The following is a 23,045-nucleotide window of genomic DNA, read 5'->3' on the forward strand; positions in this document are numbered from 1 at the left end:
CAGTGCCTTGGCCTCCTCGGCGTCTTTGGCTTCCCTACTCGGCATCGATCTGGTTCTGCGGCGCTGCCTGCTGGAACGCCGGCAGCGCCATGCAGGCGGCGTTGATGCGCGCGATTACCGGGTAGGGCGCCATGTCGACACCGAAGCGGGCATTGTTGGTGACCTGCGCGGCAAGGCAGATATCGGCCATGCCCGGCGTGTCGCCATGGCAGAAGGCGCCGGTCTCGGGCGAGGAGGCGAGAATCTTTTCAAGCGACTGGAAGCCTTCGTTCACCCAGTGCCGAAACCAGTTGACGACGTCCTCGTCGCCGGCGCCGAACAAGGTGCGCAGCGAGGTCAGCACGCGCAGATTGTTCACCGGGTGGATGTCGCAGGCGATCATCTGCGCCAGCATCCTGACGCGAGCCCGACCCAACGCATCCTTCGGCAGCAGCGGTGGCTCGGGCTCAATCTCGTCGAGATATTCGATGATCGCCAGCGACTGCGTCAAAAGCCGGCCGTTATCCAGCACCAGCGCCGGCACCAGCCCTTGCGGGTTGATCGCGAGATAGGCGGGCTCGAGATGCTCGCCGTGCCGCAGATGATGCGGCACATAGGTATAGTCCAGCCCCTTCATCGCCAGCGCGATCCGCACCCGGTAGGAGGTGGAGGAGCGGTAGTAATTGTGGAGGACGAGGTCGCTCATCGCCTCGGTTGTCCGATGGCCACCTCGACCGTGCCGATGCCGTCGACCCCGCCGGTGATCCTGTCTCCGGCCTGAACCGGACCGACGCCGGCCGGCGTGCCGGTGAAGATCAGGTCGCCCGGGCGAAGCTCGACCGCCTCGCTGCAGATCGAGACGATGTCGGCGATCGGCCAGATAAGCTCGGCAAGATCGCCGTCCTGTTTCACCGCGCCGTTGACGGCAAGCCAGATGCGGCCTTTGTCCGGATGTCCTGATGTCGCGGCCGGAACCAGCGGACCGCAAGGCGCGGACTGGTCGAAGGCCTTCGACCAGTCCCACGGACGTGCCGCTTTCTTCGCCTGATCCTGCAGGTCGCGGCGGGTCAGGTCGACGCCGACGCCGTAGCCCCAGACATGAGCGAGCGCATCGGCGCGCGGAATGCGGAAGCCGGCCTTGCCGATGGCGACGACCAGCTCGATCTCGTGATGCAGATTCGCGGTCAGCGGCGGGTAGGAGATCTCGGCGCCGCTGTCGACAACCGCATCGGCCGGCTTGGTGAAGAAGAAGGGCGGATCGCGCTCGTCGTTGCCGAGCTCACGCGCATGCGCCGCATAGTTGCGGCCGACGCAGAAGATGCGGCGCACGGCAAACCGTTCCACGGAGCCGGCAATAGCGACCGAGGCGGTTGCTGGCGGCGGAAGGATGAATTCTGGCATGGGCTGTCTCTGTGTTGGCATGAATCGTGCGCACCTTCGGCCGATTTCGACGGCCGGGCAAGACTGAGGACGCTCCCGCGCACATCGGCCTGTCGTTCCAATGGCAGTGCCCTGTGCCATTGGGGCCCTGTACCATTGGGCGATATACTATTTGCCAATAATCTGGCCATGGTCACCGGACTATCCTGTACCGGCCGAAACCGAACCGATGCCTGAACCCGTGCAATGAGCTCCGTCAGCGACCGCGCCCGCTTCCTGATCATCGACGACCACCCGCTGTTTCGCGAGGCGCTGCACAGCGCTGTGCAGATGGCCTATCCGGACGTCGACACGGTCGAGGCGCGCTCGATCACGGAGGCCATCGAACTCCTCGCCGACGCCAAGCCGTTCGATCTTGCGATGCTCGATTTGAGCATGCCCGACGTGCATGGCTTCGAGGGGCTGTTGCAGCTGAGGACCCGCTACCCGCGGCTGCCGGTGGTGATTGTCTCAGGCTATGAGGAACCGAAGATCATTTCGGAGGCGTTGTCCTACGGCGCGGCCGGCTTCATCCCGAAATCGGCCAGGAAGAGCGATCTCGCCGCCGCCATCCGCTCGGTGATGGACGGCGCCGTCTATGTGCCGGAAAATTACGAGGGCCAGCCGCCCGACCCCGACAGCACCGACCGCGCCGATATGGTGCAGCGCCTGGCGAGGCTGACGCCGCAGCAGCTCAGGGTGCTGCAGATGCTGCGCCAGGGCATGCTCAACAAGCAGATCGCCTACGAGCTGCAGGTGGGCGAGACGACGGTGAAGGCGCATGTCTCGGAGATCTTGCGCAAGCTCAATGTCTACAGCCGCACGCAGGCGGTGATCGAGGTGTCGAAGCTGGATAATGCGGAGTTGTTTCGGGATCAGGCGGGGTTTTGAGGGGCAGTTCTAAGCCAGCAAATGCGCCAGCAGCGCTCTTAGCTGCGCAGGCTTCAGCGGCTTGCGCATCAGCTCGATGCCGGCGGCGCGGGTCGCCTTGGCGACGTGCTCTGACCCATCGGCGGTGACGATCAGCGCCGGCACCGAACGGCCGAGATAGTCGCGGACTTCGGCTATGGTGGCGGTGCCGAGGTCGCCGCCGTCGAGATGCTGGTCGGCGATGATGATGTCGGGCACCCAATCGGTGTCGCCCAGAAGATCGAGCGCGTCGTCGGTCGAGGTCGCGGCGCGCACCAGGCACTGCCAGCGTTCGAGCAGCGAGGTCATGGCGGAGAGCACGTCGGCGTCGTTCTCGACCAGCAGGACCTTGGTGCCGAAGAGGCCGTAGCCGCGCGGACGGTCCATGTCGGCGATGCCTGTCGCCGGTTCGGCGGCCGCCATGCCGATCGGCACGTCGATGTGGAAGATGGTACCGCGCCCGACCCTCGAGGAAAAGGTGACGGGGTGGCCAAGGGCAGCCGCCATGCGGCGCACGATGGCGAGGCCCAGCCCCAGCCCGCCGGCCAATCCGCCGTCGGCAAGTGTCGAGGTGCCGCGGTGGAACTCCTCGAACACCGCTTCGCGCTGGTCCTCGGCAATGCCGCAGCCGGTGTCGGCGACGTCGATGCGGATGGTGTCGCCGCGATGCCTGGTTCCGACCAGCACGCCGCCGGAGCGGGTGTAGCGCAGCGCGTTGGAGAGGATGTTCTGCAGGATGCGCCTGAGCAGGGTGCGGTCGGAGCGCACCACGACATTGACCGGCCGGAACTTCAGCGACAGGCCTTTCTTCTCAGCCTCGGGCTGGAAATCCGAGCGCAGCGAGGAAAACAGCGTCTCCAGGCTGACGTCGCCGATCTCAGGCTGCACCACGCCGGCGTCGAGCTTGGAGATGTCGAGCAGCGTGCGCAGCAGGTCTTCCATCGTCTCCAGCGAGCGCTCGACCTGGCGCACCAGCTTCCTGCCTTCCTCGCTGGTCTGGACCTCGGCCAGCGCCGAGACCGACAGATGCGCGGCGTTGAGCGGCTGCAGCACGTCGTGGCTGGCGGCGGCGAGGAACCTGGTCTTGGAGAGGTTCGCCAGTTCGGCGTTTTCCTTCGCCGCGCTGAGCTCGATGTTCGATTGCTCGAGCCGGCGTAGCGTCGCGTGCAATTCCTCGGTGCGGTTGCGCACCCGGTTTTCCAGCGAGATGGCGGTCTGGAACAGCGAGAAGGCGTTGCCCTGCTGGTCCATCGAGCGCTCGACGCGGCTGACAAGCGCCGCGTTGATCTTCTTCAGCCTGTCGACGTCGTCGATGTCGCGCAGCGGCATGCCGTTCACTCGGCCGCCTGGCGCTCGCCGAAGGCGATGCCGGTGAAGGTCTGGTTGAGATGCATCGAGCGGTACTGCTCGCCATAGGTGCCGAACCCGATGACCTTGTTGGTCCGGTAGAGCTCGGAAATGTCGCGGAAGACCTGGCGGTTGCGCGCATCGAGCCGGCGCAGCACGCAGTCGAAGCCCAGGATCATATCTATCCCGCCGAGCTTGTGCTCGACATCCTCGAAAGCGGTGCGTGTCGATTCCACCATGTTCTTCGGCTGGGCGATGGAAAGCACGATACCGTCGTCGATGGCGCAGAAGAAGGACAGTGAGCCGTCAGGATGCATGCGCTGGATCGATCGGCAATAATATTCGCCGCCGACCTTCACCACGACGGGGTGCGAGGCAAAGCTCAGCGGCGTCAGCGTCTGCGGCAGGATGCCGACGGAGGTTGCGTATTCCTCGGCCGCGTTGGCGGCGTTGAATTCGCGCACTATGCGATGGTCGGGGTCGGACGCCGTCACCACCAGCTTCTCGTCGGTCGGGATGAAATTGTCGGTCTTGAAGACGTGGAAAGGAATTTCGGTCGCAACCAGCACGATGACGGCGCTATCGGAGGCGACCCTGCCATTGGCCATCAGCCTGGTCGTCTCGAATTTGAGGTCGTCGCCGGCCGAGCCGCCGATCAGCGGGACGTCGTCCAGTCCCCAGTGGATGGCCGAGGTCACCGCTTCCTCGGCATAGGACAGCCCGTCGATGAAACAGAGCGCGAAAAACTGGTTCGAGCGGTCGTGGCCGATGCGCTCGCGCAGCAGGCGCCGCAACGCCGCGACCTCGCCGGTGATACTGTCCATGCTGGACGAAGAGAGGTTTTCGACCATGACGGAGACGGTTGAAAACGACGCCGAAGGCAAAAGCAGGGCAAGGATATGCCCTTCCTCCAGTCCCTGCGGCGTGATCTCGCCGGCGGTCGAGCAGCCGGCATAGGCGAGCGAGGGCGCGTATGCTTTCAGCGCCTGCGCCAGCGCCGCCGCGTCGACAAGGCCTTGGGAGAAGAACAGAAGCGCGAAACCGGCGTCGACGATCGCCGCTTCGGCCGCGATGGCCCGGGCAAAGGCATTCGGGTCGGGCTCATCCGTGGTGAGCGCCGATAGGCCCGATGCATAGCGTGTGCTCGAACTGGCCAGCTGCCTTCTCCGCAATTCTTGCGACGCGGTTTATGGGTGTCTTTTCTATGCGTGCCAGGCACGCTCCGCATCGAGGGCATCTTTGCCCTCAATCCCTGATTTGGCAATGGGGCCGGTTGCTGCGCTGCACATAACTTTTGCCATGATCGAAAGTACAATGGAACCGGCGCTGGCAGCGCTGTTTTGCGCGTTGTACGGTGCGCGAATGGTACTGCCGAAGCACAGCACGGCATCGGCAGGGTGAGGACCAAGGTTAATACCCAGGGAGGTTGCATGTCGGACGTGTCCTTGACTGTGAATGGGAAACGGGTCAGCGGGAGCGCCGAAGACCGAACGTTGCTGGTGCATTTCCTGCGGGAGCATCTGGGTCTCACCGGAACGCATGTCGGTTGCGATACGTCGCAATGCGGCGCCTGCGTGGTGCATGTCGACGGCCGGGCGGTGAAATCCTGCACAATGCTGGCCGTTCAGGCCTCAGGCTCGACCATTGTCACCATCGAAGGGCTGGCCGACGGCGCCGAGTTGCATCCGGTCCAGGCCGCGTTCAAGGAGCATCACGGCCTACAATGCGGCTTCTGCACGCCAGGCATGATCATGACGGCGACCGACATGATCGCGCGCCATCCGGAGGGTCTGGACGAGGCGACGGTGCGCGCCGAGCTCGAAGGCAACATCTGCCGCTGCACGGGCTACCACAACATCGTGAAGGCGATCCTCGCCGCATCGCAAGCGATGGCGAAGGGCGCCAAGGGCAAGGCGAAGCAGGCAGCGTGAGGATCGAGCGAGTAGCGAATAGTGAGTAGCGAATAGTCGGTATTTTTTCGGCCGCTCTGCGCTCCACCAATTCACTACTCGCTATTCGCTACTCACTACTCGCTATTTTCGGGAGGAATTTCCTAATGGGTATCGAAGGCGTCGGCGCCCGCGTGGCGCGCAAGGAAGACAAGAGGTTCATCACCGGCGGCGGCCGCTATGTCGACGACATGGTGGTTCCCGGCATGAAGCATGCCGTGTTCGTGCGCAGCCCGCACGCGCATGCGCAGATCAAGAAGATCGACGTGAAGAAGGCGCAAGCGATGCCAGGCGTCGTCGGCGTGCTCACCGGCAAGGAGCTCAAGGCCGACGGCATCGGCAATCTGATCTGCGGCTGGATGATCCACTCCAAGGACGGCACGCCGATGAAGATGGGCGCCTGGTCGCCGCTTGCGGTCGATAAGGTGCGCTATGTCGGTGACGCCGTCGTCATCGTCGTCGCCGACACCAAGGGCCAGGCGCGCGACGCGGCGGAAGCGGTCGAGATCACCTACAAGGAACTGAAGGCGGTGGTCGAGGCGACCAAGGCCATCCAGCCCGGCGCACCGCAGGTCCATGCCGAAGCGGAGAACAACCTGATCTTCGACTGGGAGCTCGGCGACGGCAAGGCGACCGACGCGGCGATCAAGTCGGCGGCCCATGTCACGCGCATGAAAATCGTGAACAACAGGCTGGTGCCGAATGCGATGGAGCCGCGCGCGGCCCTCGGGCATTACGACAAGGCGGAGGACCACTATACCTGCTGGACGACGTCGCAGAACCCGCATGTCGCGCGGCTGGTGATGAGCGCCTTCTACAACGTCGCGCCGGAAAACAAGCTGCGGGTGATCGCACCCGATGTCGGCGGCGGCTTCGGCTCCAAGATCTACATCTATCCGGAAGAGATCGTTTGCCTGTGGGCATCGAAGAAGACCGGCGTCCCGGTCAAATGGGTGGCCGACCGCACCGAGAGCTTCCTGGCGGACGCGCATGGCCGCGACCATGTCTCGACGGTGGAGATGGCCTTCGACAAGGACAACCGCATCACCGCCCTGAAGGTCGACACGATAGCCAATCTCGGCGCCTACATGTCGCTGTTCTCGTCCTGCGTGCCGACCTATCTCTATGCCACGCTCTTGTCGGGCCAGTACAACATCCCGGCGATCCACGCCAATGTGCGTGCTGTCTACACCAATACCGCGCCCGTCGATGCCTATCGCGGGGCAGGGCGGCCGGAGGCCACCTACGTGCTCGAGCGGATGATGGAAACCGCCGCGCGCGAGCTTGGTGTGTCGCCGGCGGAACTCAGGCGCCGGAACTTCATCACGTCCTTCCCGCATCAGACGCCGGTGATCATGGCCTATGACGCGGGCGATTATAACGCATCGCTCGATGCGGCGATGAAGGCCGCCGACTATGCCGGCTTCACCAGGCGCAAGGCGGATGCGGCCAAGCAGGGCAAGCTGCGCGGCATCGGCATGAGCTGCTACATCGAGGCCTGCGGCCTGGCGCCATCATCGGCGGTCGGCTCGCTCGGCGCCGGCGTCGGCCTCTGGGAATCGGCGGAGGTACGGGTCAATGCCGTCGGCACGATCGAGGTGCTCACCGGCTCGCACAGCCACGGCCAGGGCCATGAAACGACCTTCGCGCAACTGGTCACCCAGCGCTTCGGCGTGCCGATCGACTCGGTCTCGATCGTGCATGGCGACACCGACAAGGTGCAGATGGGCATGGGCACTTACGGCTCGCGTTCCGGCGCCGTCGGCATGTCGGCCATCGTCAAGGCGCTCGACAAGGTCGAGGCCAAGGCCAAGAAGATCGCCGCGCACCTGCTGGAAGCGGACGAGGGCGACATCGTCATCGAGAATGGCGAGGTCAAGGTCGCTGGCACCGACAAGAGCCTGCCCTGGTTCCAGGTGGCGCTTGCCTCCTACACCGCCCATAATTTGCCGGCGGGCATGGAGCCGGGCTTGAAGGAAACGGCCTTCTACGATCCGTCCAACTTCACCTTCCCGGCCGGCTGCTACATCTGCGAGGTTGAGATCGATCCGGAGACCGGGTTGACCGAAATCATCCAGTTCGTCGCGGCCGACGATTTCGGCAACATCATCAATCCGATGATCGTCGAAGGGCAGGTGCATGGCGGCATCGCGCAAGGCGTCGGCCAGGCGTTGCTGGAGGGCGCACATTACGACGGCAGCGGGCAGCTTCTGACGGCAAGCTACATGGATTACACCATGCCGCGAGCGGACGACCTGCCGTCCTTCAAGGTCTCCACCTCGAACACGCCATGCCCGGGCAATCCGCTCGGCGTCAAGGGCTGTGGCGAGGCCGGCGCCATCGGCTCTCCGCCGGCGGTCATCAACGCCATCACCGATGCGCTGGGCGTCGACGACATTCCCATGCCGGCATCGCCCGCGACGGTGTGGGCTACCATCCGCGCGACGAAGCACTGAGGAGGAACGAGCATGTATTCGGTCAATTACCATCGCGCTTCTTCCGTCGCTGACGCCGCCAAGCTGCTGAAGAACGGCGACGCCAAGCTGCTCTCCGGCGGCATGACGCTGATCCCGGCCATGAAGACGCGGCTCGCGGCGCCTTCCGACCTTGTCGATGTCTCGCGGCTGAAGGACCTGCAGGGCGTCAAGTTGTCCGGCAAGACGGTCACCATCGGGGCCGCGACGACGCATTACGACGTCTCAACCGACGAGAAGCTGAAGAAGGTGTGCCCGGCGCTTGCGCATATGGCATCGCTGATCGGCGATCCGGCGGTGCGCTACAAAGGCACGATCGGCGGCTCGATCGCCAACAACGACCCGGCGGCCGACTATCCGGCGGCTTTGCTGGCGCTGGGCGCGACGATCATCACCAACAAGCGCGAGATCGCGGCGGACAAATTCTTCAAGGGCCTGTTCGAGACGGCGCTGAAGGAAGGCGAGATCGTCACCGCGGTGAGCTTCACCGCGCCGGCCAAGGCGGCCTACCAGAAGTTCCGCAACCCGGCTTCGCGCTACGCCATCGTCGGCGTGTTCGTGAGCAAGGGCAAGGACGGGGTGAGAGCCGCCGTCACCGGCGCCGGCGAGGACGGCGTCTTCCGCTTGAAGGAGGTCGAGGCCGCCCTGGCGAAGAGCTTCGACGCCGCCGCGCTCGACGGCCTCAAAGTGCCGGCGAAAGGGCTGATGAGCGACCTTCATGCCTCCGCCGAGTACCGCGCCAATCTCATCGCGGTGATGGCCAAGCGCGCGGTGGCTGCCGCCAACGCTTGAACAGCCCCGCCGCGGATGAAAGAAGGGGCCACCTCGGCCCCTTTTTCTTGGCCATAACAAAGGCTTGACCGGAAGCACCGGTCAAGTCGCAGCTTCGCACTTGCACAAAGTTATCCCGCACTGCGCTGGCCAGTTATTACATCGTCGAGAAACCGGCTCGCGGCTGGCTCAACCGCAACTGGTGAGGTCAGGCCCTGCCGTTCTTTCGGGCGGCGAGGTAGCGGCGAAGCCCGGTTTCTCCGCGCGGCGTCGTCCAGCCATGGTTCCAGGCGAAGGCGGGCCTGAGCAGCGGCGCCAGGAATTTGAGGATCGGCCTCTCGACCGTGACCTGCCAGACCAGATCGACATGCGTGCCGGCCCCTGACGGCGACAGCTCGGCCCGCCACAGCCCGTCGAAATCGTCGAAGGTTTTTACCACCACCAGCCGGCCGGGTATGAGCTCGGCGGCCTCGATGATGAAGTTCAGCTCCTAGGGCAGGGCGCCGCGCGCTCGTGCCCTGGCGCGGGCGCCGACGACGCCCTTGCCCTTCTTGTCGAGCGGCTCCACCTCCTTATAGGCATCGCCCCACCAGAGCGGCAGCAACTGGGCGTCCGACAGCACATCCCACACTTCCTGGAGTGTGCCTTCAGGGATGTCCCAGCTTTCGTCGAAGCGGAAGACATTGCTCGCCATGATGTCGCGCCCCAGCCAGCCGAGCGGTTATATTAGCTTTGGCTTGTTCTTCTGGCCAGCAGCGTTCGAAGCGTGTTCAGGCGGCGATCGGTTTTGCCCAATAGCGCACCGACTTCTTGCCGCCGTGGATTACCGCGTCGCCGACCTCGGCGAAACCGAGCGCGGCGTGGAAGGCATCGGAAGCCGGGTTGGGCGGATCGGCATTGACCTCGCAGGTTACCATCGTGTGGCCGGCGCACCGGGCCTGCTCGAACAGATCCTCATAAAGGCGGCGGGCGTGGCCGCGGCCGCGCGCCGCCGCGGCGACCACCACTCGGTCGACATAGACGAAGCGCGGATAGCGCTCGCGAAACCAAAAGAAGTTCGGGCTGTCGTAATTTGCGTCCTGGTCGAAGCACAGGATGAAGGCCCCGAGCGCGCCGATGCGGCGCGTGTAGAAAGCCTCACCGAGCAGGAAGGAAAGCCGTTCCGGCTCGAGCCAGGACAGTTCCGCCGCATGCTCGTTGTTGAGCGCGAGGATGGCGGGCTCGTCGGCGGGCGAGACGCGTTCGATCGGCAGCAACTCCTGGGTCACCATCTTGGCTGTCAGGCTCTCGCGGCCGCGATCGTCGCCGCCACCTTGTCCTGGTCGGTCACCGTGTTGCGGTATTCGCGGTAGAGGTCGGTGCCGCCCATGCCGACATTGGGATTGCGGTAGCGCATGGCGCTGGGCACGTCCGCAAGCGCTGCAAAATGCATCTCGGTCAGCCCGGTCCGCTTGCGCACCTCGCCGATCGTATCGGGCGCCAGCGCGCCGCAGCCGAGGATGATGATGCGATCGTCCGCCAGACGCACGAGCTCGGCCAGAAGCTCGACGCCTTCGAGCGCGGTATCGCGCTGTCCGCTGGTCAGCACGCGGCCGACCTTGCAGCGGATGAGCGCCTCGAGCGCCTCAGCCGGATCACGCGTCATGTCGAAGGCGCGGTGGCAGGTGACGTTGAGCGGGCCGGCGGCCTCAACCAGCGCGCTCGTGCGCGTCTCGTCGATGGCGCCGTCGGCGGTCAGGCAGCCGACGACGACACCGGCAACGCCGAGCTCGCGAAGCGCTTCGACATCGGCCAGCATCGAGCGGTATTCGGCCTCGCTGTAGAGGAAATCGCCACCGCGCGGCCGAACGATGACATGGAAGGGAATGGTCGCGCTTTCGAGCGCGGCGCGCACCGTGCCGAGGCTCGGTGTGATGCCGCCTTCGATCAGGCTGGCGCAGAGCTCGACCCGGTCGGCCCCGGCGGCCTGCGCGGCGAGCAACCCGTCAATGCCTTCGACGCAGATTTCGATCAGGGGTTTTTGCGTGTCCGCCACCAGCTTCCATCCATGCTTTCTAGAAGTTGGGCAGCCCTAGCACCGGTCGCGCCGCCGCGAAAGCCGCAACCATCGGTCCAGCCAGGGAAGGCGCTTGACAACGCATAACTGCAAAGTTATGGATAACTCATAACTGGAAAGTTATTGATTGGTACGGGCCTGCCGGCAGCACGAAACCCGAGGAGACGGATGATGGAAGCAAGATTGAAGAACCCGGTGATGCTCATTCCCGGCGCGCTGCAGGCGCTGCTCGCGCTCGACAAGTCGACCGAGGCCGGCGACGTGCCGTATGTCACGCGCAAGCTCGTTCATCTGCGCGCCAGCCAGATCAATGCTTGCGCCGTCTGCGTCGATATGCACGCGCGCGAGCTGAAGAAGGCAGGCGAGAAGGACGAGCGGATCTTCGCCGTGTCGGCATGGCGCGAGACGCCTTACTTCACAGACGCCGAACGCGCGGCGCTTGCGCTGACGGAAGCCGCGACGCGCCTGGCCGATCGGTCCGACGCGGTGCCCGACCACGTCTGGGACGAGGCGGCGCGTCACTTTGACGACAAGGCGCTCGCCGCTTTGGTGATCCAGATCGCGCTGATCAACGCCTTCAACCGCCTGAACGCCACCACAAGGCAACCTGTGGGCGCCTGGGGCTGAGCAACAACGGGCGACCGCTTCGGAGCGGACGCTCTGCCGGCTACTATTTCAGGATCGTGTTCTTGGCGCCTTGCTCGACCTGGTCGATCACCAGAAGCTTCACCGGATCGGTGCCGATATTGGTGGCCTGGTGCCATTGGCCGACCATCTCGACGATGAAGTCACCTGATTTGAAGGTGTTGGCAGCGCCGGTCTCGACATTGGTGACCTTGAGCGTTCCCTGCTCGACATAGGCGTAGCGCGGGAAGGGATGCTTGTGGACCGGGAGCGTTGCGCCCGGCGCGATCTGGTAGGACGAGACCTGCACCTCGACGTTCTTTTGCGGCAGCGTGATCGGCTGGCCCGACGCGGTCGTTGTCTTCGACACCAGCGGTGTCACCACAACGGGCGTGTTCGAACTGTCCAGCGCGTTCGCGCTGGTCGTGAAGAATGCCACCGCCAAAAGCAGTGCCGATGCCGTGATGTTTCGCATGGTCTCCTCCAGTTGCGGCCAGCATCGCGCCGCGATCTTGCGTGCGCAAGCGTGCCGGGGCCGATTATCAGTGGTGGCGAGGCTGCCAGTCGTTGACATGCTATTGGAAAACGCTGGCTCAGGACGCTTCACGTAACCTGCGGGGCATTCGCCATTGCCGAATGATAGCTCGCCCGAGCCACCTGGGACGTGGCTTGAACCTCGGGATGATTTTGTCAGTCGCCCCGTTGCCCGTGCTTGCGCATATCGTCGATCCAGCGAACTCGCTTCTTTTCGTCGGCGAAGGTGAGGCCATACAGGCTCTCACGAATAGGTTTGATTCCCGCGAAGCTCAGCATGCTTCGCTCGAAACCGCGCAATCCGTAGGCGCCAAAGTACCAACGATAGAGCAAGACCGGCATGCCCATGGTGACGACGATGCGAGCCGAACGGCCGGCGAGCAGTTGTTTCGGAAAACCTTCTTTTCCATATTCCATGGCAAAGCCGGGCCTGAAGATATGTTCAAGGAAACCTTTGAACAGTGCCGGCATGGTTCCATGCCAAAGTGGAAACAGAAAAACCCAGTGTTCGGCCCAGCGCATATCGTCCCGCGGTTGCACGAGGGCCGGCGGTAATGCCCCGGTCTCGAATTCCGCTTGTGTACGCATGAGCGAGAACTCGAGCGTTCCCACTTCGACGCGACGAACCTCGTGCCCGGCTGCTTTCGCAGCTTCGGCATAAGCGTCTGCCATCGCATGCAGCAAGCGATGCCCACCGGGGTCTGGATGACCCTGTATGATCGCGATCCGCTTGGTCATTGGTCCCTACCTCACGCATTCAATCCTAGCGCGTTCTTCCAAAACGCCTCTTTGATCTGGCGCAAGTGCCTGAGGAGATCACCCTATCCGCGTCAGCATCGTCGAATGCGAGCTGAGTTCGGCCACTATGTCGCCGAAGGCGGAAGTCCGGTGAAACAAGGGGAATCCGCAAGCCTGCCGAGGGGACGCAGACCGAGGACGAAGCTCGCCTGTCTTAGTTTGTTCATCCGGCCGGGTTACAAGTGGCGCGCTCATCCAACGGAGTATGCCATGCAAACCGATGTGTCGGATCTCGACCAGCTTCAGAGCGCCTACAAGGCCGCGGTGGAGGATTGGATAGCGGCGATCAGGGAGGAAGAGGAACTCGCATCCGTCAACCACTCGATAGCCGAGATCGACAAATGGGAGGCGGCCCACTTCAAGGAGGATGAGGTGCGCGACAGGGTTCTGGAATTGAAGAAGAAATACGAGGACGCTTTGCGCAAGGATCAGTTCGGCTTCTAGAGCAATTCCGGGAAAACTAGCGGTTTTCCGTCCGGTTTTTGATTTTACGCATGTCTTTATCCGAAACCGGTTCCCACTTTCGGGAGACATGCTTTAACGTTTCGCCGGTGCCGATTTGGGCGGTCTGAGCAGCAAAGCAAACGGCACCAGCACCGCTGTGGCTATCGCGCAGTAGAAGAACACATCGACATAGGCGAGCAGCGAAGCCTGGCGGCCGATCTCCTGGCCGATCCAGCCGACGGCCTGCTGTCTGGCTTCGACCAATGGCGAACCCTCGGCGACGAAATGATCCGTCACCTGGCGAAGCGTCTGCTGATAGGTGTCGCTCGATTGCGCGGTGTGGCTGACCAGCACCGATTGGTGCATCTGGGCGTTCTGAACAATCACCGTGTTGGACAGCGACACGCCGATGCTGCCGCCGATGTTGCGCGCGACATTGATCAGCGACGATGCCTGGTCGGTCTTCTGCGGCGGCAGGCCGACATAGGCGGCGGTGGAGATCGGGATAAACAGGAACGGCAGGCCGATCATCATATAGACGCGGGCATAGGCGAAGAAGCTGAAGCTGGCGTCGGGCGTCAGCGAGGTCGTGTGCCAGAGCGCGACCGCGACCACCGACATGCCCAACATGATGAGATAGCGCGGCTGAACGATGCCGGCGGCAAAGCCCGAGATCGGCATCAGCATGAGCATGGCAATGCCCCTGGCATCATCGAGAGGCCGGAGAGCGTGGCGGTGTAATCGAAGGTCGTCTGCTGCAACTGCGGCAAAAGCTGCGTGGTGCTGAAGAGCACCGCGCCCACCGCCATCATGACCAGAAAGGACATGCCGAACTGCCGGCTGAACAGCAGGCGGACGTCGACGATCGGATCGCGCCTTGTCCACTCCCACGGGACCAGCAGCACGAACGACACGGTCGAGATCACAGCGAAGGTCGTGATGAAGGTCGAGGCGAACCAGTCGTTGCGCTGGCCTTCGTCGAGAAAGACTTCGAGGCAGCCGAGCGCCATCGCCACCAGGATGAAGCCGATCCAGTCGACCCTCAGCCCCTTGCTCAACCGCTCCCGGCGCTCGCGTTCGAGGATGTCGGGCTCGATCACCAGCCATTGCACGAGCGCCAGCGACATGATGCCGAACGGCACGTTGATGAAGAAGATCCAGTGCCAGGAGAAATTGTCGGTCAGCCAGCCGCCGATTGTCGGTCCGACCGTCGGCGCGACGATCACCGCGATGCCGTAGAGCGCAAAGGCCTGGGACCGCTTCTCCGGCGGAAAAGTATCGGCGAGGATCGATTGCTCGCTCGGCGCCATGCCGCCGCCGCCCAGCCCCTGCAGGATACGGAAGGCGATCAGCGTCGGCAGGTTGGGGGCCAGCCCGCAGAGCAGCGATGCAAATGTGAAGGTCGCGACGCAGATCATGTAGTAGCGCTTGCGGCCGACGACGCTGGTCAGCCAGCCGCTGACCGGGATGATGACGGAGTTGGCGACGAGATAGGTGGTGATCACCCATGTGCTCTCGTCCATGCCGGCGGCCAGGCTGCCGGCGATGTTGCGCAGCGCGACATTGGCGATCGAGGTGTCGAGCACCAGCATGAAGGTCGCGATCGAGACGACGATCGCGATCAGCCAGGGGTTGCGCCCGCCGGCGGCGGAACGGCTTTCGTTGCCCTGAACTGTCGCGGCATCGCTCATCTGACCTTGACCGTCGGAACCACCGACATGCCGGGGCCGAGATAGACGCCGGGCGGCTGGTCGAACACGATCTTGACCGGCACGCGCTGCACCACCTTGACGAAATTGCCGGTGGCGTTTTCGGCAGGCAGCAGGCTGAACGCCGTGCCGCTGCCGGCCTGGACGCTGTCGACCCGGCCATGGAAGGTCTTTTCGGGATAGGCGTCGATGGCGATGTCGACGGGTTGGCCCGGCCGCATCAGGTCGAGCTGTGTTTCCTTGAAATTGGCCTTCACCCAGACGTCGTTGGGCACGAACATCATCAGCACCTGGCCGGGCTGCGCATAGGTGCCTTTCGCCGCAGTGATGCTGGTGGCACGGCCGGCGACGGGCGCCGTGATGGTCGTGCGGGTGAGGGTGGTCTTGGCCTGGTTCTCGGCCGCCTCCGCCTGCCGAAGCTTGGCCTCGGCGCTCTTGCCTTGAGCCTGCAGAACCGCCAGCTGACTTTTCGCTGCCTCGACATTGGCGTTGGCGGCGTCCAGCGCCGCCTGGTCCTGGCGCAAGGTCGAAGCGGCCTGCTGTGCCTGCTGCTGCGTCGCCGTGCCCTTGGCCAGGAGCTCGCGGTTGCGCTGGTCCTCGGACTTGGCGAATTCGAGCGCCGCCTGCGCCTGCGCCACCTGCTTGCCGGCCGCGTCGATCTTGGCGTTCTGCGCCTGGGTCTGCGCCTCGACGTTGGCGATGTCGGCCCGCGCCGCCGCCACGCCGGCTTCCGCCTGTTTGAGCGAGGCCTGATAGTCGCTGTCGTCGATGCGCAGAAGCACCGCGCCGGCCTCGACCGGCTGGTTGTCGGTGACGGCGACATCGGTGATGCGCCCGGCAATTTCCGCGCCGACCGTCACCGTGCGGGCGTCGATGAAGGCGTCGTCGGTCCATTCATAGTGGCGCGCGTTGAGCCACCAGATGACCACCGCCGCGATCACCAGCAGGATGAGGATGGCGATGATCGCCGCTATGTAGGGATGGCGTCTGATGGGGCCGAGCTTGTTGCTGTCGGACGGACTGTCATTCCCCTGCGCGTCTTGTGTGCGCGTATCGTCCGCGCGCTTGTTTTCCACGCGTTTTTCGTCGTCCGGCGGGCGTCGCTCGGCCCGGGGCCGAGCCCGCGTTTTCTCGGCGGGAGCGGTTTCGCGCTCTTTTCTTTCAGTTTTGGCGTCCAAGGCAACGGGTCCCAGATATCGTTGACCCCCTCGCAGCAGGGTCAACGAGCGTTTTCCGCAAAGGTTCCTGTCAAGGGATTTCGCGCCGGGGCCCGCTTGTCAGCCCGCCATCCAGCCGCCGTCCACCATCAGGTTGATGCCGGTGACGTAGCTCGCCATGTCGCTGGCGAGAAATAGCGCCGCGCCCGCCACGTCGTGCGGATGCCCGAGCCGTGGCCAGGGCGTACGGCGGCGCGAATAGTCGAGCGCATCGGGGTCGTTGGCGACGCCCGGCTTGCCGGTGATGATCTTGCCCGGCGCGATGGCGTTGCAGACGATCAGGTCGTCGGCATGGTCGACGGCGATCTGCCGCGTCATCTGCACGATGCCGCCCTTGCTTACCGAATAGGCAAGGTCGCCGGGACAGGCGACCATGCCGTGCTGCGAGGAGATGTTGATGATGCGGCCGCGCACCTCGTTGACCGGCGCCTGGGTGAGCATCTGCGTGACGGCGCGTTTGTTGCAGTAGAAAGAACCCGTCAGATTGACGCCGATGACGCGGTTCCATTGTTCCGGCGTGGTCTCGACCAGGTTGGTGCTGGTGTAGATCGCGGCATTGTTGACCATCACGTCGAGCCGACCGAAGCGATCGACGGTTGCGCCGACAAGCGCGTCGACGGCATTCCAGTCCGAGATGTCGGTCTTCATGTAGACGGCATTGCCGCCGGCGGAGCGGATCAACTCGACTGTGCTCTCTCCGCCCTCGATCGGCTGCTCCACCGTATCGGCAATTACGACGTTGGCGCCCTCGGCGGCGAATTTGAGCGCGATAGCGCGGCCGATGCCGGAACTCGCCCCGGTAACGATGGCCGTTTTGTTGGCAAGCAGGGCCATGGTGTTCAGCTCTCCCTCGTGACGATCTTGCCTTGCGCCGGACCGACCAGCCGCCCGTCGCGCACGATCTCGCGGCCGCGCAGGAAGACGTTGATCAGTCGCGCTTTGACGGTCCAGCCGTCGAAAGGCGTGTAGCCCGCCCGCGACACCTGATCGCCATTGGCGACGGTGCTGGATCGGCGCGGATCGAGGATGAGCAGATCGGCGTCGTATCCGGCGGCAATGCGTCCCTTGCGCCGGCCGAGGCCGAAGCGCTCGGCCGGGTTGCGGGCGCACATGCGCACCAGGTCGGGCAAGGCGATAAGCCCTTCGTCCACCAGCCTCAGCATGGTGGGAAGCAGCGTCTGCAGTCCCGGCATGCCGCCCGGGATGTCAGCGAAAGCCGCATAGGGCGCCGCCTTCTCGGCAGGAGCGTGCGGGGCATGATCGGTGGCGACGACGTCGATCAGCCCGGCACCCAGCGCGGCGCGCAGCGCATCGACATCGTGCGGCGAGCGCAAGGGTGGTGAAGCCTTCAGATTGGGGCCTTGCACCTCGTAATCCTGCGCCGTGAAGAACAGATTCTGTGGCGTGGTCTCGACGCTTGCGTCGGCCATGCCGCGCAGCCGGCTCCAGGTCTCGACGCCGAGTTCGGAGTTGATCTGCCGGACATGGACCTTCGCCTCAGCCGATGCTGCGGCGACAAGGGCGCGAGCGATGCCGTTGGCCTCCGCGAGCGGCGGCCGGCTGTCCAGGAAGGCGGCGATGCTGCGCGAGCGGTCGCGCGCGGAGCTGCCGGCCAGGATCGACTGGTCGCCGGGCGAGATGCCGACCAGCGTATCGGCGCCGGCGAACGCTTTCAGCGCCTGGGCGACGCTGTCGAGCGTTGCAAACAGGAATCCGTCCGGCACGTCGGCGGTAAAGAGCTCGAACGAGACCGGCGCGTGGTCGAGGAGGCGAGGGATGAGCAACAGATCGCGGCTGACCACGGCCTGCAGGCCGACATCGGCATGGATGCGGCCTTCTGCGATCGCCATTTTGTCGGCGAGTTGCTCGGCCGTGGCCGTCCAAGGCTCGTCGGTCGGCATGTCGAGCACGGTGGTCACGCCACCGAGCGCCGCCGCATGGGTGCCCGAGGAAAAGTCCTCCTTATGCGTCAGCCCAGGCTCGCGCAAATGCGCGTGCGCATCCACGAGACCGGGCAACAGGAAACAGCCGGAAGCGTCGATGACGGTTCTGGCTTCAGCGGCTTCCCCGGGTGCAATCAGCGCTACGACCTTGCCCGCGGCGATACCGACATCGCAGCGGCTCAATCCCTCGGCGTTGACCGCCATTGCGCTGCGGATCAGCGTCTCGAACAAGTCGTTGCGCTCCCTCAGCCGCGCTGCTCGAAGCGAGCATGATTGGCATGCCAGAAGCGCGCAATATCCTCGCGGCGCATGAAGGCGGCGCCGTCGCTTTGCTTGACATGCTCGATGACCTCGCGCAGGCCCGAGGCGCGGTTCGGCTGGCCCGTCCACCGGGCGTGGATGCCGATGGTCAGCATGCGGCCGCCGGTGTCGTCGGCTTCGGAGAGCATATAGTCGATGGCCGAGCGGCAATCCTCGGCGAAGTCGCGCGGATTGCTGTAGCCGGGCGCCACAAGGTAGCGGCTGTCGTTGAGCGCCTTTGAGTAAGGGACGACCAGGATTTCCGTGTCCCGGTGGTCAAGGAAATAGGGCAGGTCGTCATTGCAGGGATCGGAGTGGTAGAGGAAGCCGCCTTCCTCGACCAGCAGGTCGCGGGTGTTGACGCTGGGCAGCGAGCGGCAGTTCCAACCCAATGGGCGCTTCCCAAGCAGCCTTTCGTAGAGAGCAATCGCCTCGTGCAGATGGCGTTCTTCCTCATCTCGCTCCATCACCGTGTAGTCGATCCAGCGCAGGCCATGCCCCATCAGGTCGTGCCTTCGCGCTTTCATCCACTCGACCAGAGGCGGATTGCGCTCTAGCGCCACGGCGCAGGCGGAAAAGGTGACCGGAATGTCGTAGCGGTCGAAGAGCCTGGCCAGGCGCCAGACGCCGGCACGGCTGCCATATTCGTAATGCGTCTCGGTGCCGAGGTCGCGCACCGGCATGCTGCCGGTGAGATTGTATTCGCCCCAATTGTCGTTGCGGCCGTCTTCCAGCCAGTTGTACTCCGACCCTTCCTCGTAGTTGAGCACGAGGTTGACGGCGAGCTTGGCGCCGCCCGGCCAGGTGACGAAGGGCGGGTGAGGGCCGTAGCCGACAAAGTCGCGCGGCTGCTGCGCTTGCTGCGGATCGGTCGGCATCGGCTGGTCTCCTCTGATCTCGTTGGCTCAATTCTCGTTGGCAGCAATCCAATCCATGTAGGCGTGAAAGGCTTCCTTGCCGGGGCGCGGCCGCCATTCCGTGTCGCGCATGATGCGGGCGATGTCATAGGCGCCCCACATCCCGCCTTTCAGCGTCACATCCTGGACGATATTGGCGTCTTCGCCCGGCGTCACCTCGGCCTTCAGTCCCGGCACGCGCTCCCTTGCCCAGCCGATGATCTCGCCGATGGTCTGGCTGGAGCCGGAGCCGATGTTATAGTGGCGGTAATTGAGGCCTGGTGCATCGATCAGCGCCAGGATCGCGGCGGCGACGTCGGTCGAGGTCACGTAATCGCCGACGGGTTCGAGGCTGTTTGGCCTGATCGTTTCGCCTGCAAGGGCCATATGCGCGACGCGGTTCGGAACATGGCGAAAGTTGCGGCTCTCGGTGGCGCGGTCCATCGGGCCGTAGACGGAAGCAAGCCGCACAGACACCGCCGAGAGGCCGAACAGGTCGGCATAGCGGTTGGTGACCATCTCGGAGGCGAATTTCGAGATGCCGTAAAGCGTCAGCGGCGCGACATAGCCGTCTTCCGGCAGCGGTTCCCCGCTCCAGTCGGGGCCGTTGTGGCGGTAGACGGAACCGGAGCTGACATAGATGAAGCGCTTCAGGTCGGGATTCGTGCGCGCCCAGTCCAGCATGCGCACGGTGCCCATGAGATTGACATCGACGATGCGGGCCGGGTCCTCGGCCTCCGGCTGGCGTTTTGCTTCCGAGGCGCTGCCGCGCGAGATCGGCGTGATCGTCGCGCCGTGGACGATCGCCGTGATGCCTTGCTTGTCGAGCGTCGCTGACCAGGCTTTCGGGTCAAGGATGTCGGCGGAAATCACCGTCAGCCGATCGCGTACCGGCGCGAAATGCTGTTCGGCGGCCGCGTCGAGGCCGGATCGGTCGAGGATTACGGCCTTGGCTTTGGGATCGCGATCCAGCCAGGCGCGCGCGACCACGCTCATGACGAAGCCGGTGCCGCCGGTGACGAGCAAGGTCATGGGAACTCCTTTGAAAATACGGGTTCAGCGCGTCGCATAGCCGCCGTCCACGAGCATGTCGGATCCGGTGACGAAGGATGCGTCGGAGGAAAGCAGGAAGGCCGCCGCCGCGGCGATCTCGTCGGGCTCGGCGATGCGGCCGAGCAGATGGGCAGGGCCGAGGCCGACATTGGCGGCTTCGAAGTCGGCAAACCGGCGCAGCAGGCGGGTCGTCGCCACGGCACCCGGCGACAGGCTGTTGACGCGGATCTTGTCGGGCGCGTGGTCGACGGCCATCGCCTTGGCGAGATGGATCAGCCCGGCCTTGGCGGCGCAATAGGCGACCGCCCTGGTGGTGGCGACGCGCCCGAATTGCGAGCCGATGAAGACGACCGAGCCGCCGCCGCTGGCCGCGATCAGCGGCACGGCGAACTTGCTCATCAGGAAGGCGCCGGTCAGGCCGACATCGATCTCGTGCCGCCAGGCGCTTTCGTCGAGATCGACGACGGTGGCGCTGGTCGAAGGCGCCGCGGCGTTGTGCACCAGCCCGTCGAGCCGGCCGAATTTTTTCGCGGCAAAGTCGACGGCCGATCTGGCGGAGTCGATGTTCGTTACATCGCACTGGCAAGCGAGCGCGGAAGGCCCGAGCACTTCGGTAAGTTTTGTCGCCGGCTCCAGATCATAGTCGGCGCAGACGACCTTTGCGCCTTCGGCAACACAGCGCCGGGCAATTGCCGCGCCGATGCCGCTGGCAGCGCCGGCGATCAGGATGACATTGTCTTGCAGGCGGTTCTTGACTGGATCCGTCATCAGACCTGCTCCTCTATGGCCTGCATGGTCGCCATGGTGACTGGACGGCGCAACAGATTGTAGCAGGCGGCGAGCGTCACCAGCACGGCGCCGCCGCCGAGCAGCAGGAACATCGCCGGCGCGCCCATATGCTGCATCAGGCCGGCGGAAATGCCGGGCGTCGCGACATTGCCGATCGAATAGAGCAGGAGCAGCGTGCCGGAAGCGCCGACCATGTGCCGGCTGTGCAATTGCGAGGCGCCGAACGCCATCGCCACGGGATATACGGTGAGCGCCGTGCAGCCATAGACGAAGAACAGGACGAAGAGCAGCGGCACCGAAGAGTTGCCGAGCCAAGCGATCGCGGCGCAGAGCGTTACCGATAGGATGCCTTGTACAAGCAATATGATGCGCCGTTCGAACCGGTCCGACAGCCAGCCGACGGGGGTTTGCGCCAACATGCCAGCGATGCTGATGGTTGTGACCAGCCCGACCGTCGTCGCCGCCGACAGGCCGATCTGGGTGCCGTAGATCGGCGTCAGCACGAAGATGTTCATGTTGGTGATGCCGCCCTGGAAGATGGCCACGACCGTCACCGGCGCCAGCCGGAACAGCGCCAGCGGGCCAAGCCGCTTGACCGGTCTCGCTGAACCCGCATGCCCCGGATCGGTTGCAGGCAGCGCCGGCCAACGTCCGCCAACGAATTTGGAGACCAGCGCCAGAAGCACCGTTACGGCCGCGACCGGAAAAAGATGCGGCGATTGCGGGCCGACCAAGCCGACAAGGAACTGCCCGAGCAGCACCGCGATCGCCGTCGTCAGCATGTAGAGCGAGAACAAGGCGCCGCGATTGTGCTGCTCGGCGTAGAGGTTGATCCAGCTTTCGCAGACGACGAAGAGCGACGCCATCGCCATGCCACCGAGCAGGCGGAAACAGATCCAGCTCGGCAGGAAATCGGTGAACACGAAGCCGGACGCCGCCAGCAGCGCCAGCACCAGGATCACCACAAAAGTGCGCTCATGGCCGTATTGCGCGACCGCCGGGCGGGTGACCAGGCATCCGACGAGGAAGCCCACGGGATACGCGGTCAGCACGATCTGCACGACCTGAGGAGAAATGCCGGGCTTGCCGAGATGCAGCGACACGGCGGTGGTCAACATGGCGCTGCCGATGCAGGCCAGGCAGACGCCGACCATGATCGGCAGCATGGCGCGGGAGCGCTCTGCATTGTGCCAAAGCCTCATCGCGGATTGAGCGATCGACCTCATGGATGCGGCTGCGGCGGCTCCCCTGGCGTGACCGTTGACCGACGGCAGCCCGAGCAGAAGCTACACTTTGCCGTGGTTGCCACAAACGAAGATTGACGCGGCTATGGCTTAAATTTTTTGGCCATCGCTGTGAAGGAAAGCGGCATCTCGGCTTTGCTGCGGGCTTTACAGTGGTTTTGCACCCTCCTTACCATAGGCAAAGGCCAGAATCCGAGAAACAGCGGAAGGGAACGATATGACGATCGAACGCCTGGAGAACGGACAGCGCTTCTGCCGGGTGCTGCGCTACAACGGCACCGTCTATGTGGCTGGCCTGACGGCGGATGATCTGTCCGGCGATACCACAAGCCAGACCAAGCAGATTCTCGCCAAGATCGATGCGCTTCTGGCCAAGGCCGGCAGTGACAAGTCGAAGCTCTTGAGCGCGCAGATTTGGCTCTGCGACATTGCCGATTTCGAGTTGATGAATGCCGCCTGGGACGCCTGGATCGACAGGAGCGCCATGCCGGTGCGCGCCACAGTGGAAGCGCGGCTTGCCGGCGACCAATACCGCGTCGAGATCATGGTGACGGCGGCCGTCGGCTGAGCGGACCGGTGAGGGTGCGCCA

24 protein-coding genes and 1 pseudogene are annotated in these 23,045 nt (G+C 64.4%); 7 read left to right on the forward strand and 18 right to left on the reverse strand.

Annotated elements, in window-relative coordinates; all coding sequences use genetic code 11:
• Window positions 1–34: 34 nt before the first annotated feature.
• Together maiA and EJ072_RS27995 are read right to left on the reverse strand one after the other, a co-directional pair.
• Window positions 35–685, reverse strand: coding sequence for a maleylacetoacetate isomerase (maiA, locus tag EJ072_RS27990; RefSeq protein ID WP_126082237.1), 651 nt, complete (start codon window positions 683–685; stop codon window positions 35–37).
• On the reverse strand, window positions 682–1,380 hold the full coding sequence (locus tag EJ072_RS27995) for a fumarylacetoacetate hydrolase family protein (RefSeq protein ID WP_126082238.1): 699 nt from the start codon (window positions 1,378–1,380) through the stop codon (window positions 682–684). Before EJ072_RS27995 ends, maiA begins: the two co-directional genes overlap by 4 nt.
• Window positions 1,381–1,605: 225 nt before the next feature.
• Here EJ072_RS27995 and EJ072_RS28000 point away from each other — a divergent pair, with 225 nt between their 5' ends.
• Entirely contained in the window at window positions 1,606–2,289 is a 684-nt protein-coding gene (locus tag EJ072_RS28000) for a response regulator transcription factor (protein WP_126082239.1), read from the forward strand.
• A 9-nt stretch (window positions 2,290–2,298) separates the two neighbouring features.
• Here the strand turns inward: EJ072_RS28000 and EJ072_RS28005 are convergent, their stop codons facing one another.
• Window positions 2,299–3,636: a hybrid sensor histidine kinase/response regulator gene (locus EJ072_RS28005; protein ID WP_126083771.1), complete on the reverse strand. Its 1,338-nt coding sequence runs from the start codon at window positions 3,634–3,636 to the stop codon at window positions 2,299–2,301.
• 5 nt (window positions 3,637–3,641) lie between these two features.
• A complete protein-coding gene (locus EJ072_RS28010; protein WP_126082240.1) occupies window positions 3,642–4,826 on the reverse strand; it encodes an FIST N-terminal domain-containing protein in 1,185 nt (394 codons plus the stop codon).
• Between the two features lie 258 nt (window positions 4,827–5,084).
• On the opposite strand from EJ072_RS28010, the gene EJ072_RS28015 reads away from it, so the two are divergent.
• From EJ072_RS28015 to EJ072_RS28025, 3 genes are all read left to right on the forward strand, one after another.
• Window positions 5,085–5,585 (forward strand): (2Fe-2S)-binding protein, encoded by a 501-nt coding sequence (locus EJ072_RS28015; RefSeq protein ID WP_126082241.1) that lies wholly within the window; start codon window positions 5,085–5,087, stop codon window positions 5,583–5,585.
• A gap of 125 nt (window positions 5,586–5,710) precedes the next feature.
• Entirely contained in the window at window positions 5,711–8,059 is a 2,349-nt protein-coding gene (locus tag EJ072_RS28020; protein WP_126082242.1) for a xanthine dehydrogenase family protein molybdopterin-binding subunit, read from the forward strand.
• Between the two features lie 12 nt (window positions 8,060–8,071).
• Complete coding sequence (locus tag EJ072_RS28025; RefSeq protein WP_126082243.1) at window positions 8,072–8,869, forward strand: xanthine dehydrogenase family protein subunit M; 798 nt, start codon at window positions 8,072–8,074, stop codon at window positions 8,867–8,869.
• A 187-nt stretch (window positions 8,870–9,056) separates the two neighbouring features.
• Here the strand turns inward: EJ072_RS28025 and EJ072_RS37045 are convergent, their stop codons facing one another.
• The 4 genes from EJ072_RS37045 to EJ072_RS28040 all read right to left on the reverse strand — a co-directional run bounded on the left by EJ072_RS37045 (window position 9,057) and on the right by EJ072_RS28040 (window position 10,886).
• Window positions 9,057–9,290, reverse strand: a complete 234-nt coding sequence (locus EJ072_RS37045) for a hypothetical protein (protein WP_245467011.1) — start codon at window positions 9,288–9,290, stop codon at window positions 9,057–9,059.
• 48 nt (window positions 9,291–9,338) lie between these two features.
• A complete protein-coding gene (locus EJ072_RS37050) occupies window positions 9,339–9,542 on the reverse strand; it encodes a hypothetical protein (RefSeq protein ID WP_245467013.1) in 204 nt (67 codons plus the stop codon).
• Window positions 9,543–9,618: 76 nt separating this feature from the next.
• Window positions 9,619–10,119 carry a GNAT family N-acetyltransferase gene (locus EJ072_RS28035; RefSeq protein WP_126082244.1) on the reverse strand — a complete coding sequence of 167 codons (501 nt, stop codon included), beginning with the start codon at window positions 10,117–10,119 and terminating at the stop codon, window positions 9,619–9,621.
• Between the two features lie 8 nt (window positions 10,120–10,127).
• Window positions 10,128–10,886, reverse strand: a complete 759-nt coding sequence (locus EJ072_RS28040; protein WP_126082245.1) for a copper homeostasis protein CutC — start codon at window positions 10,884–10,886, stop codon at window positions 10,128–10,130.
• Window positions 10,887–11,075: 189 nt separating this feature from the next.
• On the opposite strand from EJ072_RS28040, the gene EJ072_RS28045 reads away from it, so the two are divergent.
• Window positions 11,076–11,531, forward strand: coding sequence for a carboxymuconolactone decarboxylase family protein (locus EJ072_RS28045; protein ID WP_126083772.1), 456 nt, complete (start codon window positions 11,076–11,078; stop codon window positions 11,529–11,531).
• A gap of 43 nt (window positions 11,532–11,574) precedes the next feature.
• On the opposite strand, the gene EJ072_RS28050 is transcribed toward EJ072_RS28045, so the two are convergent.
• On the reverse strand, window positions 11,575–12,003 hold the full coding sequence (locus EJ072_RS28050; RefSeq protein ID WP_126082246.1) for a cupin domain-containing protein: 429 nt from the start codon (window positions 12,001–12,003) through the stop codon (window positions 11,575–11,577).
• A gap of 215 nt (window positions 12,004–12,218) precedes the next feature.
• On the reverse strand, window positions 12,219–12,800 hold the full coding sequence (locus tag EJ072_RS28055; protein ID WP_126082247.1) for an NAD(P)H-dependent oxidoreductase: 582 nt from the start codon (window positions 12,798–12,800) through the stop codon (window positions 12,219–12,221).
• Window positions 12,801–13,070: 270 nt separating this feature from the next.
• Here EJ072_RS28055 and EJ072_RS28060 point away from each other — a divergent pair, with 270 nt between their 5' ends.
• Window positions 13,071–13,304 (forward strand): hypothetical protein, encoded by a 234-nt coding sequence (locus EJ072_RS28060; RefSeq protein ID WP_126082248.1) that lies wholly within the window; start codon window positions 13,071–13,073, stop codon window positions 13,302–13,304.
• A gap of 93 nt (window positions 13,305–13,397) precedes the next feature.
• Here EJ072_RS28060 and EJ072_RS28065 read toward each other — a convergent pair.
• The 8 genes and pseudogenes from EJ072_RS28065 to EJ072_RS28100 form a co-directional block, all read right to left on the reverse strand.
• A pseudogene (locus tag EJ072_RS28065) lies at window positions 13,398–14,995 on the reverse strand (DHA2 family efflux MFS transporter permease subunit).
• Window positions 14,992–16,089, reverse strand: a complete 1,098-nt coding sequence (locus tag EJ072_RS28070; RefSeq protein ID WP_126082249.1) for an HlyD family secretion protein — start codon at window positions 16,087–16,089, stop codon at window positions 14,992–14,994. Before EJ072_RS28070 ends, EJ072_RS28065 begins: the two are co-directional and overlap by 4 nt.
• Window positions 16,090–16,290: 201 nt before the next feature.
• Window positions 16,291–17,064 carry a glucose 1-dehydrogenase gene (locus EJ072_RS28075; RefSeq protein WP_126082250.1) on the reverse strand — a complete coding sequence of 258 codons (774 nt, stop codon included), beginning with the start codon at window positions 17,062–17,064 and terminating at the stop codon, window positions 16,291–16,293.
• Between the two features lie 5 nt (window positions 17,065–17,069).
• Window positions 17,070–18,404, reverse strand: a complete 1,335-nt coding sequence (locus EJ072_RS28080) for a dihydroorotase family protein (RefSeq protein WP_126082251.1) — start codon at window positions 18,402–18,404, stop codon at window positions 17,070–17,072.
• Window positions 18,405–18,418: 14 nt separating this feature from the next.
• A complete protein-coding gene (locus tag EJ072_RS28085) occupies window positions 18,419–19,351 on the reverse strand; it encodes an allantoinase PuuE (protein ID WP_126082252.1) in 933 nt (310 codons plus the stop codon).
• A gap of 27 nt (window positions 19,352–19,378) precedes the next feature.
• Entirely contained in the window at window positions 19,379–20,401 is a 1,023-nt protein-coding gene (locus EJ072_RS28090; protein WP_126082253.1) for an NAD(P)-dependent oxidoreductase, read from the reverse strand.
• A gap of 24 nt (window positions 20,402–20,425) precedes the next feature.
• A complete protein-coding gene (locus tag EJ072_RS28095) occupies window positions 20,426–21,190 on the reverse strand; it encodes an SDR family oxidoreductase (protein WP_126082254.1) in 765 nt (254 codons plus the stop codon).
• Window positions 21,190–22,437, reverse strand: a complete 1,248-nt coding sequence (locus EJ072_RS28100; protein WP_126082255.1) for an MFS transporter — start codon at window positions 22,435–22,437, stop codon at window positions 21,190–21,192. Before EJ072_RS28100 ends, EJ072_RS28095 begins: the two co-directional genes overlap by 1 nt.
• Before the next feature lie 235 nt (window positions 22,438–22,672).
• On the opposite strand from EJ072_RS28100, the gene EJ072_RS28105 reads away from it, so the two are divergent.
• Window positions 22,673–23,023, forward strand: a complete 351-nt coding sequence (locus EJ072_RS28105) for a RidA family protein (protein WP_126082256.1) — start codon at window positions 22,673–22,675, stop codon at window positions 23,021–23,023.
• The last annotated feature ends 22 nt before the right edge of the window (window positions 23,024–23,045 follow it).

The organism is Mesorhizobium sp. M2A.F.Ca.ET.046.03.2.1 (assembly GCF_003952425.1).
GTDB lineage: Bacteria > Pseudomonadota > Alphaproteobacteria > Rhizobiales > Rhizobiaceae > Mesorhizobium.